Here is a 16263-nt window from a genome sequence, read left to right as displayed (position 1 = left end):
TTATGCTTTTGCTGTCAAAGATTTAAAGAATACAAAGCCAAAACCTAAGAACAACATTAAATGAAATGGGAACAATCCATAATCATTAAACGGAATTGCAATGTACATGCCATATAAGAAATATAGCATAAGGGCAAACTCCAAAATCATGTTAGGCGATAATTTTTTAGCAAGGTATTTGTTACCCTTCCAACTATCAGACAAGCTATTAATGTTGAATTTTGGTGTGCGTACAAACTCACTCTTTTTACCCATGTGGCCTTCTATAACTGCCAAAGCATTGTGTAAAGACAATCCTAAGGCTACGGAGAAGAAGGTAAAAAACAGTTTTACATAGTCTACAAACTTATCAAAACCACTGCCTTGAATGCTTTTGTAGGTAAACCAATAGCAAAAGAATAAGATTACGGTACTAGCTATAAAAAAGCTGGTTACCTCGAACACCCAAGCCAAGTGGCCAAAAGTATTTTTGATGATAAGCATAGGCACACTTAAAACCGCTACTATAAATACGCAAAGGAACATAGAGCTGTTTAGCAAGTGCATAACCCCATGAAATTTTGTTTTAAAGTTGATGTTTTTAGCAGAAACAACACTCCAAACTGTTTTTCTGAAGTTTTCTGCACCACCTTTGTTCCAACGGAATTGCTGTGAACGTGCCGCGCTCATTACCACAGGTAATTCCGCAGGGGTTTCTACATCTTCTAAATATTTAAACTTCCAGTTCTTTAACTGCGCGCGGTAGCTTAAATCTAAATCTTCTGTAAGGGTATCTCCTTCCCAGTTCCCAGCGTCTAAGATGCAATCTTTACGCCAGATACCAGCCGTACCGTTAAAATTGATAAAGTGCCCTTTTGCGTTTCTACCAACCTGTTCTAGGGTAAAGTGGGCATCTAAAGCAAAGGCCTGTATACGGGTTAGGGTAGAGTAGTCTCTATTGATGTGTCCCCAACGGGTTTGCACCACGCCAATTTCAGGGTCTTTAAAATACGGAACCGTTTTCTTAAGCCAGTCTGTTTCTGGTAAAAAATCCGCATCAAAAATGGCGATAAAATCACCTTTAGCAATTTCTAAGCCTTCTTTTAGTGCACCGGCCTTAAAACCCACTCGGTTTTCCCTTCTTATATGCTGTATATCCAATCCGGTTTCTTTTAATTCCTGCACACGAGCAGCGGTGTCTACTACGGAGTCGTCTGTAGAATCATCTAAAACCTGAATTTCTAATTTACTCTTTGGATATTCTATTTTGGCAATATTGTCCAATAGACGTTCCATTACATATTCCTCATTGTATACCGGTAATTGTATGGTTACAAAAGGAATCTCCTTAGGGTCCAAAAGATTGTATTTTGGAGCCTCTTCATTCTGTCTTTTATTGCTTAGGTAGTTGATTAGCAGGTTTAACTGCGCCAAGCTGTAGCAAAAAATTAAAATCAAGGCGATGCTATAGATAGCGATGATGATGTAAGCGATTGTAATTCCCATGATTATTTAATGCTGTATTTAAAAATCCAACCCAATATTTTTATGCCTGCAAATATAGTACCTTTTACGGTTCCTGAAACTTTTGAGACACCTATTCGTTGTTTGTAACGCACAGGTACCTCTTTGTATTTCAATTTTTTACGTAAAGCTTTCAATTGCATTTCTACCGTCCATCCGTAGGTGGTGTCTTGCATTTGTAATTCTTTGAGCTTTTCGTATTTAATGGCCCTAAAAGGTCCTAAATCCGTAAATTTTGCGCCAAAAAATAATCGCATTAAAAATGTGGCTAATGCGTTGCCAAAAACCTGTTGCGGTGTCATTGACCCAGGCTCGCGAAGCGATTTTTTTCTCGCTCCAATAACTAAATCCATATCTTCTTCTAAAATGGGAGCTACAATTTTCTCTAATTCTTCTGGATAATCAGAGTAGTCTCCGTCTAGAAATACGATAATATCTGGTGTATTGGATGTGGATGCCACATAATTTAAGCCACAAAGGCAAGCATAACCGTAACCCTTTCTAGTTTCTGTAAGTACAGTGGCGCCAGCTTGTTTGGCTACTGCTACCGTTTGGTCCGTAGAGTTGTTGTTCACCACAATAACCTCTGCCACAATAGCTGGTATTTCTGCAATGACCTTGCCTATGGAGTCCGCCTCGTTATAGGCGGGAATAATAACTTTTAGTACAGGCATTATTTTAAATCGGCTAGGTTATTTTCTCTTTTAAAGCTGGCAAAGCTAAACCATTCTTTGATTTTTTTACCCTTGCTATATTTTTCTGCCGATTTTAAATCGTTGTTCCTATACTTTAAGCAATAGCCATTTTTAATTCCTTTTTGCAGTTGGCATTTGTGGTTGATGTTGCCTTTGTCATCATAAAACAACCACCAACCGGTCTTTTTATTTTTTTGATATCTGCCTTCGGCCGATTTAGCGCCTGATGCATCAAAATGAAACCAGTAGCCATTACGATGCCCTTCGGTGTACTTGCCTTTTGCGGCAAGCGAACCGTTTGCGTGGTATTGGTGCCAATAGCCCACTTTTTTATCGTTCTTAATCCAACCCTGTTCTTTTAGTTCACCATTTTCGTGATATACTTTTACGTATTCCTTGGCGAAGGAGACGAGAGTCATCCAACAAAAAACGAAAAGAACCCAATGCTTCATGGTTTTATTTTTTGTTTACCAATTGCATTAAATCAACATCGTTCCCCAACAACACTTGGTTGCTGTCTATTCTACCCTCTAACGGGCCGTTCTCCAATTTAAGAACACCTCTTGGGCAAACAGCGGAACAGATACCGCAACCAACACAGCTAGAACGCACAATATTTTCTCCTTTTTGAGCGTATGCGCGTACGTCTATACCCATTTCACAATAGGTAGAGCAATTACCACAAGAAATACATTGCCCACCATTGGTAGTAATTCTAAATTTTGAGAACATACGTTGTTGAAATCCTAGAATAGCAGCCATTGGGCAACCAAAACGACACCACACCCTATTTCCAAAAATGGGATAAAAGCCAGTGCCAATAACACCAGAAAAAATACTACCAATTAAAAAGGAATAGGTTTTGCGTAAGGATTCTGATTTGAATAAAAATACATTGCCTTCGCCACTAAAAAAATGCATGCCTATTAATGCCAATATGATAACGAAATAACCTATAGCCCCATACTGTGCATCTTTTTGCAACTGCTCTCTTTTAAATAGCATGGCCCATCCAAATACTAAAGTTAAGAATACGCCTACGCCAATTAAAAAGCTAGACTTGGTTAGCCAATATTTGCTAGTATCTGTACCTAAATAAGAGTAGATAACCGCCGTGGTCATTAAAGTAACAAAAACCACTACACTGTGTATAACCCAACGTTCTACTTTCCAAGCAAAGGTAGATTTGTCGCTCAATTGCCTAAAGGCATCTCCCGCAGTTTCTGCTAAGCCACCACAGCCACAAACCCAAGAACAATACCAGCGTTTGCCGTATTTGTAGGTTAGGATTGGGGTGATAACGAATATAGAAGCGATACCAAAAATGAGTAAGGCAAAGCCTATTTCCCCAGAGCTCAAAAATCCTTTTATGCGGTAACTTTCAAAATTGTAATAATTTAACGGCCAGATGTTTTTTAAATCGTAATACGGTAGGCTGCCTCCGTTAAGTACTGAGCTACCATTTAAACGCGCCATTAATTCGGGAATAATGAAGGCAAAAGCGGTTTGGAAAAACATTACACTGGCGGTACGTAAACGTTCGTATCTATTGTGTCTATATTTCCATAAGAATTTGATTCCGAAAGCTAAAATGGCAACCGTGTACAAAGTACCATAAACAAACCATTGGCTGGCTGGGTTACCACTAAGAGCTTTGCTCAAGGGGTCAAACAAAGCAATAACACCCTTGTTGTCACCATCATTGACCAAGCCAAGGTATTGTGGATAAAAATACAAGACAATGTAAAATCCAGTAAGGGCAATACCTGCTACCCATCCCCAAAGTCCACGACTAGAAACTGATTTAAACCAAACGCCATCGTTTTTAATGCCTGGTTGTTTGTCTTTATAGGCTTCCCAAGAAAACAAAGTTATACCTACAAATAAAGCAAGAAGGGACACACTTAGCCATAAACCTTGCTGGGGGAAATTTATGTTGAAGGCCGCCAAAAGCATTATGCCTAAACCAGACATACCCAATACAACTGCCAATTTTTGCGGTAACGATAAGCTTGCCGGTGGTTGCCCAGTAAGCGCCATACTTTTATCTACAGTACTCATGTTCTTAATTTGTATTTAGGTTAGCCCAGTTGAAAAATGCGTTTAAGGCTTTTAGATTTTAGTTTGATATTCTTATTTCTAGTTTGGTTATAGCTGTCCAAAATGAGGCGCTCATAGGGTTTGTAGAATTCTGGGTCAAAATTGGCATCTTTAAGATGGGCTATCACATAGTCTATATCCTTTTCTTCGGTTAACCACCTATCAAACATTTGATGACGCATGCGCATGCCAAATGTGTTAATGCCCAAGAATTTCTCGGTATTTTTATCATAAGCTATGGTAACACAGATTTTTTCTTCAGGATGGCGCCAATGGTAATGGGCTTCATACTCTGGCTTGCCTTTTCTACCAAAAACCCAACCATAGGTTTGGTATTCAATGTCTAAGAATTTTGCGGAGTTGAACCAGTGTCCTGGTTTGTATTCGGTAGGGTTGCCACAGATGGTCTGCGCAACGGTTTCGCCCATCATCCTGCCCGTATACCAAACAGCTTCTATGGGTCTTCTATTGCCAATACCCGAATGTTGTTCGGCACAATCGCCAATGGCATACACATCTGGGATGTTGGTTTCTAATTTTCTGTTTACGAGTACGCCACGGCCGGTTTCTATAGCAGAATCTTCTAGGAAATCAATATTAGGACTTACCCCTGCCGTTAAACCTACTAAATCACATTCAATAGTTTCGCCTTGGTCTGTAGTCACAGCCTTTACCCGGCCAGCCCCATCGTCAAGGATGGTTTCCAGATTCGTGCTCAATTTTAAGTCTATATGGTGTTCCTTAATGTGTTCGTTTATCATGGCCGATTCACCTGCTGGTAAAACGCCATTCCAAAAACTATCTTCTCTTACCAAAAAGGTTACAGGAATTTCTCTTGTACGTAGCATTTCTGCCAACTCAATACCAATTAAACCGCCACCAACAATAACAGCCCGTTTACAAACTTTGTTGTTTGGAGCGTTTTCTTCTAACAGTTCTAAATCCTGTTTAGAATATAAGCCCTGTACACCCTGTAAATCTTGACCTGGCCACCCAAATTTATTGGGTTTAGAACCCGTTGCAATGATGAGTTTATCATAACTAATGGTATTACCCATAGCCAAATGCAAAACTTTTGCATCAGTATCTACCTTTTCTACAAAAGCCTGCAGCAAATCAATACGATTTTTCTTCCAAAACCCATTTTCATAAGGTTGGGTATGCTCAAATTTCATATGACCCATGTACACATACATGAGCGCTGTACGCGAAAAAAAATAAGGGGTTTCTCCAGAAATAATGGTAATGCGCTTATCCGATAACTTTCGGATATGCCTTGCGGCAGTAACACCTGCAATGCCATTACCAATGATTACAATATGCTCCATATTGGTTTGTTGATGTTCTTAAATGTGTCGCACTTAAAGTTACGAACTTTACACCTCAAGTATAATTTAGATGCATTATAAATACACTGGGAGGGTGTAAGGAATAGTATCGCTTTTCGAACGGGCAATTCGCTGTAATTCAATGTGATAAAAAATTAAAAAAAATTGAGATGGAGTGTAGGGTATTATTTTTTGTTGCGACAGAATGAGGGAATGACAATTAAACGATAGCTATGAAATATATAAAAACCATATTACTAGCAGGCCTTTTGTTGGTAGTACAACAAGGAACTTCACAAGTCACAGACCAATTTTTTGCCAAGGCAGATAGTTTTTTTAAAAGTTATGTTTCAAATGGGCGGGTTAACTATAAAGCAGTAAAAGAAAATCCGGAAGCATTACAAGAAGCGCTGCAATTAGCAAAAACAATTCACGTAACCCCAGATGAAGCTAAAACGTACCAAGCATTTTGGATAAACACCTATAATCTATTGGTAATAGAGGGTATTGTAGCAGCGTATCCGGTAAAATCGCCTATAGCAATCAATGGTTTTTTTGATGTTAAAAAGCATAAAGTAGGTGGGGAAAACATCACCCTAAATGCTATTGAAAATGATTTGTTGCGGAAAAACTTTAAGGAAGAGGCACGGTTTCACTTTGTATTGGTATGTGCAGGATTGGGCTGTCCACCCATCATCAATAAAGCATATTTGCCCAGTACTTTAGAATCCCAGTTGCAAGAACAGACTGTTTTAGCATTGAACAATCCCTCTTTTATTCAGCAAAAAGGAAAAAAAGTATTGCTGAGTCAAATCTTTGAATGGTATAAAGAAGATTTTACAAGAAATGGGGATGAAATCGATTTTTTAAATCGCTTTAGAAAAGAACCTTTAGATTCAAAAACCAAGGTGGGGTACTACCCTTACGATTGGACTTTGAACGACACCAAATAATTTCAACAAAATAAATAAACCAGTAATGAAAAATTTTAAATTCTGCCTAGCGGCGGCAGCCCTGCTAGTGGCTCAATTAAACGTAAATGCACAAGACGACCAAGGTACAGACGCACCTGCACAAAGTAACATTCAGCAATACACACCTTCTAAACTTATTGGCAAGGGACAGTGGGACCTTAAATGGTTCAACAATTTATATACCCAAACAGAAAGTACTTTTTCTGATGGCAAAGAACCCAGACAATCTTTTTTTACCTCTACACTAGAGGCATATACCGGAGTGGGGACCAATAAAAGATGGAATATTGGCGCTATCGTAGAATTTAGGTCTAATGTAGTAAATGACCGTAGCGCGCTAGATGTTTTTAAGTTTGATGGAGAAGAAGGTTCTGCGCGTTCCGGTCTTACTTCTATAGCACCTTCTGTAAAGTTTGTTCCAATAGCTTCGGTAAGTAATTTTTCTATTCAAAGCTCTTTCTTTTTTCCATTAGTTGACAATGAAACCGAAAACGGCGTGTTTTTAGACCAAAAAGGATACACCTGGCAAAACCGTTTTTTTTATGACTATTCTTTTGCAAGTAGAAAATGGCAGTTGTTTTCAGAAATAAATTCGGAACTTAATTTTGGAGATGCTGCAGATAGTTTTGCAAACAATAGTTTGCGGTTAACTCCAGGAGTTTTCTTAAGTTATTTTCCAAGTGCTAAGTTTACCGTGTTGGCTTTAGCGCAACATTCACAACTCATAGATACTGGGGGTACAGAATTCTCGCAAGATTTTACCGCCTTAGGCGGTGGTGTTAAATACCAATTAACCAAAGCATTGAATATAGAAGCACTTTATACCAATTTTGTAAGAGGTACGGATACAGGCTTAGGAGAAACATTTAACATAGGTCTTAGAGGTATATTCTAGCGGAAATAGCGTTAAAACATTTAAATTAGTCCTAAACCAACGTACAAATGAGGAGTTTAGGGCTATTTTTTTTGTGTATACTTTTTTCTGGGTGCCAAGGACAACAAACCATTCAAGAGAAAATAAATGGGGTAAGTTTTGTTGCTACCCGTGATGCGGTTGGTCCTGAGCATTTGGGGCCTGTAGAACAACTACATGCCAATTACGCCGCCATAATGCCCTTTGCCTTTATTAGAAGTGTAGACGAACCAACTGTCGTTTTTAATAGGGAGCGTCAATGGTTTGGAGAAACAGAAGAAGGTGTAAAGCAATACACTAAAGAATTGCATAGCAAAGGCATTAAAGTAATGCTTAAACCGCAAATCTGGATTAGAAATGGCGAATTTACAGGTGAATTTAAGCCGAACACTGAAGCGCAGTGGCTGGCATTAGAAAAAAGCTATGCTGATTTTATTTTGACTTTTGCCAAAGTAGCTCAAGAAAGTAAGGTAGATATTTTTTGTATTGGCACAGAATTGCACAGGTTTGTAGAGAATCGCCCCGAATATTGGCATAACTTGATAACCCAAGTAAAACAACAATACAAAGGTAAACTTACCTATGCCGCCAACTGGGACGAGTATACCAAAACCCCTTTTTGGAAAGACCTAGACTTTATAGGTATAGATGGTTATTTTCCGCTTTCTGAAGAAAAATCGCCAAAAAAAGAAGATTTGGTGAAAGGTTGGCAAAAATGGAAAGACCAAATGCAAAAGTTGCATGTGGATTTGGATAAACCTATTTTATTTACCGAATTTGGGTACAGAAGTATGGATTATACGGCAAAGAAACCATGGCTGGTAGACCGTAATCAAGAAAATGTAAATCTAGACGTACAAGCATTGGCGTTGCAAGTGGTTTTTGATGAGTTGTGGAAAGAAGAGTGGTTTGCAGGTGGTTTTATCTGGAAATGGTTTCCGCACCATAATGAAGTAGGAGGCAAAGAAAACAACCGTTTTACCCCACAAAACAAACCCGCAGAAGAAACCATACGCCAACACTATAAAAACCAATTAGAAAATCAAGGCTAAATGCGATTCCTTCTGTTGTGCTTTTTATTAAGTTCTCTGGCTTTTGGGCAGACAACACAGACCATAAAAGAAATTACGATAACAGGTAATACACGCACTAAAACAGCACTCCTAAAGAAGCTTATAGGTCTAGAATTAGGTACGGTGGTAGATAGTACCAAATTAGCAAACACTGCTGCCCGTTTAATACGTTTGCCCGGGATTGCCCATGCCTATTTCACGGTAGAGGAGCAACCCAATGGTGCTAAGGTTGTTTATACTTTAGAGGAGCAACATACATTGATTCCTTTTGCCAATGTTTACAGTTCGGACAATGAAGATTTGGCTTTTAGATTGGGCTTGCAGGAATTCAACTTTGCCGGTCAGATGATGACCGTTGGCGGATTTTACCAATACGATGTGTTTCATAGTTACGGATTGCAATTTCGTGCTCCGTATTTATTTTCTCCACAATGGGGTTTAGAAGTCAACTACCAAGACTTAACCACACAAGAACCGGTGTTTTTGGCCAATGGAACTGCAGATTACAAATACAACAACAGATCAATAGAGGTTTTGGGGCTTTACGCGCCTAACTATAAGCATAACTTTGCATTAGGTCTGTCTAGTTTTCAAGAAGATTACGCCTACCTTTTTGGTAGTACGGACCCCAATGTACCGCAAGAACTCAAAGTAGATAAATGGCTTACAAAATTGTTGTATACGTATGATAACATCAACTATTTCTACTACTATTTAGATGGATTTAAAAGCAGTTTAAACTTACAGTATGTACAATCTAACGATGGTAATTTATTGCCGTTTTGGTTGGGTTTTAACGATTTCACCTTTTTTAAACGGATTGGAAAAAGAGGGAATTTTGCGACTAGATTACGCCTTGGGCTGGCTAAAAATATTGCATCACCGTTTGCCCCTTTTGCGGTAGATAACAATTTAAATATTAGGGGAGTGGGTAATACTATTGATCGTGGCACCGGGTCTGTTGTATTGAACACGGAATATAGATTTACCCTGCTAGATAGAAATTGGTTGGTACTGCAAGGAAATGCTTTTATAGATAGCGGAAGTTGGCGTAACCCAGGTGGTACTTTTGACGATTTTATTCAGAGCGAAAACTTACGGGTGTATCCTGGGATAGGTATTAGGGTGATGCATAAAAAGATTTTTAATGCCATATTTAGAATAGATTATGGTCATGGCATTACGCGAGACAGTTCCAAAGGTTTTGTATTTGGGATAGGGCAGTATTTTTAGTACTTGTGGGTATGGATTGATGTGGTTGGTGAAATCAATTGCAATTTTACCGTTAAGATTAAAACATAAATTTTAATGCACTGGGAGATTCAATAATCTCTTTTAATATAGATACTCAATGAGTAATTATGAAAAAAACTTAAGCCCCAAACTTGCGTTGATAATATCCGTAAAGTTCTTGCGGTGGTACTCCCAATCTATTTTTTAAGTGGATAACGCCAAAATAGTACTGAGTTTGCAGCCAACCGGTTTCTTTATACCTGCGACTAGAGGTGGTTACATAGCTTGGCAAGACCTTAAAGCGTGCTTGTTGGTATATACGTTTTATAAATTCTGAATCCTCGTAAATGGTATAGCGTTCATCGTAGCCGTTAAGTTGGTTGAATAAGGTTTTGGTGATAAAGAGGGACTGGTCTCCACCACGACAGATAAGTAGATTAAACCGAGTTAACCAAGCAAAAAACTGTAGTATTGGGTTAGTGGTGTCAAAGCGCATTCTAAAGCAACCTGCTTTGCTCCCCTTTTTATAGGCGTTTTGTATTGTGATATCAAACTTTTTGGGCGGAAAAGTATCTGCATGCAGAAAGTAAAGGATTTTACCGCTAGCATGTATTGCCCCATGGTTCATTTGTTTGGCCCTACCTTTATTGCACCTTAAGGCCAGAACAGGGTAGTTCTCGGCTATTTGTATTGTTTGGTCTGTACTACCCCCATCTACAATTATAATTTCTTTAGAAATAGTGCTAGAAGCATTGGTAGTCAACCAATCTAGTAAACTGCCAATGCCAGCCTCTTCATTTAAGGTGGGGATAATTATGCTTATTTCCGGGCCACTATTCATTTAATCTTTAGCAGCAGCCACCACCATTGTAGTGATAGGTGCTTTCACTTATGTGTATCTGTGGATGTGCATTACCCAAAGCAGCAGCTGTTTTGTCACAAACAGCCAATGGCTGATTTTGCATTAACACGTGCCCTGCTCCATCATCAAAATAGGCTTCATCGCCATAATAAATAGCGGTTTTACCTGTAAAAACACAGGGTCCGTCTGCGGGCATAGGGTCTTTTATTGCTGCTATTTCTATGGATTCAATGTGAATTAATTCGTCCGTAGGGTAATGGTTGGGGCTCAGCACACGGTAAGAGTGCTTTGCTCTAATTTCTATGGTTCCAAAACCAGCATCCGTGAGTACCTTAATGTAGTCTTTCATAGGAATACTTCCGCTTAGGCAAAGAGCCCTTAGACGGTCGTCATTACGTAAGGCATCGTTCATGGGTTGTTCGCAAATAGGGTCGCTCATTACCAATCTGCCATGTGGTTTTAATACACGGTACATTTCTGCTACCGCCTTCTTTAAATCTTCCATCTTAAAAATATTGAACAAACAGTTTTGTGCTGCTACATCAATACTTTCATCTGCTACAGGTAAAGCCAAGGCATCGCCCTTAACCAGATTTACAAAATCACTTTGGAACCAATCGTTTTCCTCTTCGGCTATTTTAAAATTCTTTTTGGATGCTTCTAGCATTTCATCTACAGAATCTACTCCAGTTACACCACCAGTTTGCCTAGAGAAGTAGGAAAATTGCAAAAGTTCCATACCACCGCCAACACCTACGTATAGAATTTTTGGATTGTTTACCAAATCTTGAGCAGATACGGTGCTCCCGCAACCATAGTTCATTTCTTGCATTATTTTAGGGATGGAAAGCCCTGGAAATTGCCAGATGGGGTTGGTGGTGCAGCAAAGGCCTACATCTGGTGTAAGTGCCGCTGCTTTGTAAAGGTCTTGGGTAGCATCTAAATAACTCATATTCTTTTTATTAATTCCTTAAATAACGTTATCATTTTTGGTTCTGCTTTACCGGCAATTTCTATGATTTCTTGTACGTTGATAGGTTTTAGGTTGTCTGGGTCGCACTCGTCTGTTAACACAGAAACAGCTACTACTGGTAATTTTAAGTGATTGGCCACGATTACCTCTGGCACGGTACTCATGCCCACGGCATCTGCTCCTAAGATTTTTAACATACGGTATTCTGCTTTAGTCTCCAGTTGTGGCCCTACAACAGATGCATAAACCCCTTGTCTAAGGGTAATGTTATGGGTTGAAGCTATATCTTTTAAAAGATTGCGCATTTCTACATCATAAGGTTCGCTCATATCTACAAAACGCTCTCCAAATTCGCCAACATTTTTAAAGGCTAAAGGAGAGCCACCTTGTAAGTTGATGTGGTCTTCTATGAGCATAATATCTCCCTTTTTAAAATCTAGGTTAACCGCACCTGCTGCATTGGATACAAACAATTTTTGAATGCCCAATTGCTGCATTATGCGGATAGGATAGGTGATGTCTAAAAAATCATATCCCTCGTATAAATGGAAACGTCCTTGCATAACCACAACTTTTTTGCCCGCAATGGAACCATAGATTAATTTACCGGTATGGAATTCTACGGTAGCAAGGGGAAAAAACGGAATGTTGTTATAATGGGCAACTATTGGGTCTTGTATTTGGTCTACTAATTGCCCAAGTCCGGTACCTAATACGATACCTATTTCTGGGTTTTCAAATCCTTTACTTTGTAAATAAGCAACCGATTCTTGCAATTGTTTTTTTGTCATTATTTTACGTGTTTTATAAAAGGTTCAAAGGCAGGTATGTCTTTGATGTCCTCAAAGTAATCAACATCATTTTTTTCTTCCAACAAAAAGTAGGTCTCTTTTTGCAAATCTTGTAATGTGTTTTGTAAAACACTATCTGTGCCCCATTCTTTGTTGCTAAATAGCGATGGTAATAATTTGTTCATTCCTAATAAATAATAGCCACCATCTTCTGCAGGGCCAACTACAAAATCATGTTCTCCTAATTGTTCAAAAGCATGGGTTAAATCTTTTGGTTGTATATCATACAAATCACTTCCAATAACAATAATGTTTTTGTAGCCCGCGGCAAACCCTTCTTTAAATGCGTTTATCATTTTTTCGCCTAAATCTGAGCCTTCTTGTAATTTTTTCTCATACGTGTTGGCATTCCAAACATCGTCTTGCCAAATTTCTTCAGAATAATACACTGCTTTATCACAAGATAATTGGCTGGTAACCTTGGCGGTATGTTGTAATAAAAAATTATAAATGTCTAACGCGGCTTGGTCACCTACGGTTGCTGCTAATCGTGTTTTGCATTTCCCTAATTCTGGATTTCTGGTAAAAATGAGCAGAAGATTCTTTTGCATAAGGTTAAAGCTGAAATTTTAGTGATACACTTTTGTGCCATTGGTCAGTAACTTGCCCCAATGCTTACTGTAAGGATGTATTTTTTCTGTGAGATTACCGTATTGGTCGTATATAGGGCGGTCTTCATTAAGCCATTTAAAAATACCTCCGTATAAATTTTGCACATCGGTATAGCCAGCTTTTAATAGTTTAGTTGCAATGTTTTCTGAACGCACACCAATGGAGCAATAAACAATTATAGGAGTGGTCTTATTAGAGTATTTTTGTTTAAAGGCATCTAAATTAAAGTTTTTGTAACCAATATATTCAGCATGGGCTAGATGACTTACTTTATACTCTTCTAGTTCTCTGGCGTCTAAATACAATGCTTGGGTTTGGGTAGATGCTTGAGCTGTACTTATGTAAGGTGCGCTGTTCCGATTGTAACGTTCTAAGGCTTTGTCAATACTTTTTTGAGCGCCTAAGGTGATAGGAGCCAAGCTCAAAAATAGTAAGTAAACTAATTTGTTAAGATTCCAATACATAGCACCCCAAAGATACGGTTAATACCTTTTCTAAAGAAGCTATAGACTGCTACTTCAATTGCAGTTCTGGCCTATCCCTGGTTTTTTAGTAAATGTAAAAATATAAGTTGGTTAGTAATAGGGCGAAAGAGAGGCCCAAAACCATATACCAGCAAAAGTATCCTAATTTATCTCCTATAGTATTCATCATTTGGTGGTTTTAATATTTGATGATGAAATTATAAGATGAAGCCTAGCTGACCATCTCAATTTTTATAATTGGTACAGATTTGCGTGTATTTGGTAATTTTAAATGGTGCGTTTTTAGAAGAACTGAATACACCCTGTAAAAAGACATAAAATAAAAAAGCCCCGTAAAAACAGGGCTTTAAGAGTTTGAATTGTGGTACCTCCAGGAATCGAACCAGGGACACACGGATTTTCAGTCCGTTGCTCTACCAACTGAGCTAAGGTACCAGGATTTCAAATTTTGTAGTTAAACTACATGCCTGTGATTTCTCAAAGGCGGGTGCAAATATAATTTCAATTTTAAGATTTACAAACTAAATCATAAAAAAGACGAATCTTTTTTTTCAATTTATGACCTTTGTTACATGAATCTAGTTGTGGATAAGGGGAATACCCAAATTAAATACGGAATTTTCAATAAAAATAAATTGATAGATTTAAGAATAAGTCCTGCAGACCAGTTCTTGAAAACTATAAAATCTGTCTTTGAGGACTACCCTTCTATAGCAAGGGCAATGTTATCTTCTGTTGGGGGGTTAGAAAATAATGAATACAAGACACTTACGTTATTTTGTAAAACGCATTTGCTCACCTCAGAAACTAACGTTCCTTTTAAAAACAGTTACGCTACACCAAATTCTTTGGGGGTTGACCGTTTAGCACTAGCCACTGCTGCCTATTACCATAACCCAAAAGGGAATACTTTAGTGATAGATATGGGTACGTGCATTACGTATGATGTGGTAAATGACTATGGAGAGTACTTGGGCGGTGCAATTTCGCCAGGTGTACAAATGCGCTATAAGGCCATGCATCATCAAACTAAAAAATTACCCCTTTTAGCCGTTGAGCCCTTGCTGGATTTTATTGGCAACTCTACAGAAACAAGCATGCACAGTGGCGTAGTTAATGGAATTACCCAAGAACTAGACGGAGTTATAAATCAATACCGTACTCGCTTTCAAGATTTAACAGTTATTTTAACAGGGGGTGATGGGCAATTTTTTGCTAAACGAGTAAAAAATTCCATATTTGCGCATTCTAAATTCCTGCTAGAGGGGTTGAATTACTTGCTGGAATACAATAAACTTTAAATGGTTAAACAATTTTTGATAGCATTTACATGCCTAATTTCCGTTGGGATGTATGCACAAAACAGTACAATATCTCCGTACTCTTATTTTGGTATAGGTGATTCTAGAGAAAAAGGGACGGTAGACAACCAAATGATGGGTGGTTTGCAATTGTACGCAGATAGCATTCACTTGAATCTTAAAAACCCAGCATCCTTAGCGAAGCTTAGATTAACGGCGTACACGGCTGGTATTTCTAGAAAAGAATACCGCCTTAAAGATAATTTGGAAGAGCAGCGAACCTCTGTTAGCAATTTAGATTATCTAGCTATTGCTTTTCCTGTAGCAAAAAATATGGGTGCATCTTTTGGCTTGCAGCCGTACTCATCTGTGGGTTATAATTTAACACAAGTAAGGCGTAATAGCGAGCAAGATTCTATTGTAAATATATTTAATGGTGAAGGGGGATTAAACCGTGTGTTTGTTTCTTTTGGGTACATGCCACTGAAAGACGTGGCTATTGGAGCAACTATAAATTACAACTTTGGAACAATAGAGTATGCGCGTTTGCAAAGTGTGGAAGGGGTGCAATTTGGTACGTTTGATAACAGAGAATCTCGGGTAGACGGTTGGGATTTTAATTACAGTATTAATTATACGCCCCAAATAGGTGATAAGCATAGATTACATACCTACTTTGGCGCAAACACACAAGTGAACCTGGTTTCTAAAAACACACAGCGTATTGGTTCTTTAAATCTAACAAGTGGAGCCGAGGTAGAGGCTTTAGATGTTAACCTTGATGCTAATGGTTTAGCTAATGGAGAGATTAAAATACCAACAGTCTTTACCTATGGTCTTGGTTATGGAGAAGAGCGTAAGTGGTTTGTAGGGGCAGAATATGCTACCCAGGCTATGAGCGAGTTCGAGAATAGATTTATAGCACAACAGAATGTAGGTTACCAAGATGCTACTAAGATAAAGGTTGGCGGATTCTTTATTCCTAACTACAGAGCATTGTCTAATGTTTTCAATAGAATAACCTATAGAGCAGGTTTGCGTTATGAAGAAACTGGCTTAATGATTGAAAATAAAGAGATTAATGATTTTGGCATAAATTTTGGTTTGGGTGTACCACTAGGCGGAAACTTCTCTAATTTAAATTTAGGTTTTGAGCTTGGCAGAAGAGGAACTAGGGCAGCAGGTCTTGTGGAAGAAAGTTACTTAAATATAAATGTTGGACTCTCTTTAAATGACCGCTGGTTTATCAAAAGAAAAATAAACTAGGGTATATTTTATAAATATGCTAATTAAGCCTGTAAACCCTTGCTAGTAAAGGGTTGGTTCTATAAAAATTTGTACATTAACCACTTTAAAATTA

At 38.3% G+C, this 16263-nt stretch carries 16 protein-coding genes and 1 tRNA gene; 6 read left to right on the top strand and 11 right to left on the bottom strand.

Annotated elements, in window-relative coordinates; translation table 11 throughout:
• The 5 genes from HCO57_RS08895 to HCO57_RS08875 are packed head-to-tail and all read right to left on the bottom strand — an operon-like array spanning position 1 to position 5626.
• Complete coding sequence (locus tag HCO57_RS08895) at positions 1-1485, bottom strand: cellulose synthase family protein (RefSeq protein WP_010518208.1); 1485 nt, start codon at positions 1483-1485, stop codon at positions 1-3.
• Positions 1486-1487: 2 nt separating this feature from the next.
• Positions 1488-2177: a glycosyltransferase family 2 protein gene (locus HCO57_RS08890; protein ID WP_136951448.1), complete on the bottom strand. Its 690-nt coding sequence runs from the start codon at positions 2175-2177 to the stop codon at positions 1488-1490.
• Entirely contained in the window at positions 2177-2650 is a 474-nt protein-coding gene (locus HCO57_RS08885) for a toxin-antitoxin system YwqK family antitoxin (RefSeq protein WP_167988755.1), read from the bottom strand. The genes HCO57_RS08890 and HCO57_RS08885 overlap by 1 nt, the downstream gene beginning before the upstream one ends.
• A gap of 4 nt (positions 2651-2654) precedes the next feature.
• Complete coding sequence (locus HCO57_RS08880; protein ID WP_167988754.1) at positions 2655-4259, bottom strand: 4Fe-4S binding protein; 1605 nt, start codon at positions 4257-4259, stop codon at positions 2655-2657.
• Positions 4260-4279: 20 nt separating this feature from the next.
• Positions 4280-5626 carry an NAD(P)/FAD-dependent oxidoreductase gene (locus tag HCO57_RS08875; protein ID WP_167988753.1) on the bottom strand — a complete coding sequence of 449 codons (1347 nt, stop codon included), beginning with the start codon at positions 5624-5626 and terminating at the stop codon, positions 4280-4282.
• A 233-nt stretch (positions 5627-5859) separates the two neighbouring features.
• On the opposite strand from HCO57_RS08875, the gene HCO57_RS08870 reads away from it, so the two are divergent.
• The 4 genes from HCO57_RS08870 to HCO57_RS08855 are packed head-to-tail and all read left to right on the top strand — an operon-like array spanning position 5860 to position 9819.
• The gene (locus HCO57_RS08870; RefSeq protein WP_167988752.1) at positions 5860-6579 is read left to right on the top strand and encodes a DUF547 domain-containing protein; all 720 of its coding nucleotides are present in this window, start codon (positions 5860-5862) and stop codon (positions 6577-6579) included.
• A 25-nt stretch (positions 6580-6604) separates the two neighbouring features.
• A complete protein-coding gene (locus HCO57_RS08865) occupies positions 6605-7495 on the top strand; it encodes a hypothetical protein (RefSeq protein ID WP_167988751.1) in 891 nt (296 codons plus the stop codon).
• A 47-nt stretch (positions 7496-7542) separates the two neighbouring features.
• On the top strand, positions 7543-8565 hold the full coding sequence (locus tag HCO57_RS08860) for a glycoside hydrolase family 113 (RefSeq protein ID WP_167988750.1): 1023 nt from the start codon (positions 7543-7545) through the stop codon (positions 8563-8565).
• Positions 8566-9819 carry a POTRA domain-containing protein gene (locus HCO57_RS08855; protein WP_167988749.1) on the top strand — a complete coding sequence of 418 codons (1254 nt, stop codon included), beginning with the start codon at positions 8566-8568 and terminating at the stop codon, positions 9817-9819.
• A 139-nt stretch (positions 9820-9958) separates the two neighbouring features.
• On the opposite strand, the gene HCO57_RS08850 is transcribed toward HCO57_RS08855, so the two are convergent.
• The 6 genes from HCO57_RS08850 to HCO57_RS08825 form a co-directional block, all read right to left on the bottom strand.
• Entirely contained in the window at positions 9959-10660 is a 702-nt protein-coding gene (locus HCO57_RS08850) for a TIGR04283 family arsenosugar biosynthesis glycosyltransferase (protein WP_167988748.1), read from the bottom strand.
• A 7-nt stretch (positions 10661-10667) separates the two neighbouring features.
• Positions 10668-11633 (bottom strand): arsenosugar biosynthesis arsenite methyltransferase ArsM, encoded by a 966-nt coding sequence (gene arsM, locus HCO57_RS08845; RefSeq protein WP_167988747.1) that lies wholly within the window; start codon positions 11631-11633, stop codon positions 10668-10670.
• Positions 11630-12445 (bottom strand): purine-nucleoside phosphorylase, encoded by an 816-nt coding sequence (locus tag HCO57_RS08840; RefSeq protein ID WP_167988746.1) that lies wholly within the window; start codon positions 12443-12445, stop codon positions 11630-11632. Before HCO57_RS08840 ends, arsM begins: the two co-directional genes overlap by 4 nt.
• Positions 12445-13056, bottom strand: a complete 612-nt coding sequence (locus HCO57_RS08835) for a TIGR04282 family arsenosugar biosynthesis glycosyltransferase (RefSeq protein ID WP_167988745.1) — start codon at positions 13054-13056, stop codon at positions 12445-12447. Before HCO57_RS08835 ends, HCO57_RS08840 begins: the two co-directional genes overlap by 1 nt.
• 18 nt (positions 13057-13074) lie before the next feature.
• On the bottom strand, positions 13075-13581 hold the full coding sequence (locus HCO57_RS08830; protein WP_167988744.1) for a rhodanese-like domain-containing protein: 507 nt from the start codon (positions 13579-13581) through the stop codon (positions 13075-13077).
• 383 nt (positions 13582-13964) lie between these two features.
• Positions 13965-14037, bottom strand: a tRNA-Phe gene (locus tag HCO57_RS08825).
• Positions 14038-14174: 137 nt separating this feature from the next.
• Here HCO57_RS08825 and HCO57_RS08820 point away from each other — a divergent pair.
• Together HCO57_RS08820 and HCO57_RS08815 are read left to right on the top strand one after the other, a co-directional pair.
• The gene (locus tag HCO57_RS08820; protein ID WP_167988743.1) at positions 14175-14903 is read left to right on the top strand and encodes a type III pantothenate kinase; all 729 of its coding nucleotides are present in this window, start codon (positions 14175-14177) and stop codon (positions 14901-14903) included.
• Positions 14904-16169 carry a hypothetical protein gene (locus HCO57_RS08815; RefSeq protein ID WP_167988742.1) on the top strand — a complete coding sequence of 422 codons (1266 nt, stop codon included), beginning with the start codon at positions 14904-14906 and terminating at the stop codon, positions 16167-16169.
• The last annotated feature ends 94 nt before the right edge of the window (positions 16170-16263 follow it).

Origin of the sequence: Croceivirga sp. JEA036 (genome assembly GCF_011882165.1) — a bacterium.
Lineage (GTDB): Bacteria > Bacteroidota > Bacteroidia > Flavobacteriales > Flavobacteriaceae > Croceivirga.
The sequence above is the reverse complement of the archived record's forward strand: the minus strand, read 5'-3'. Positions and strand labels throughout refer to the sequence as shown.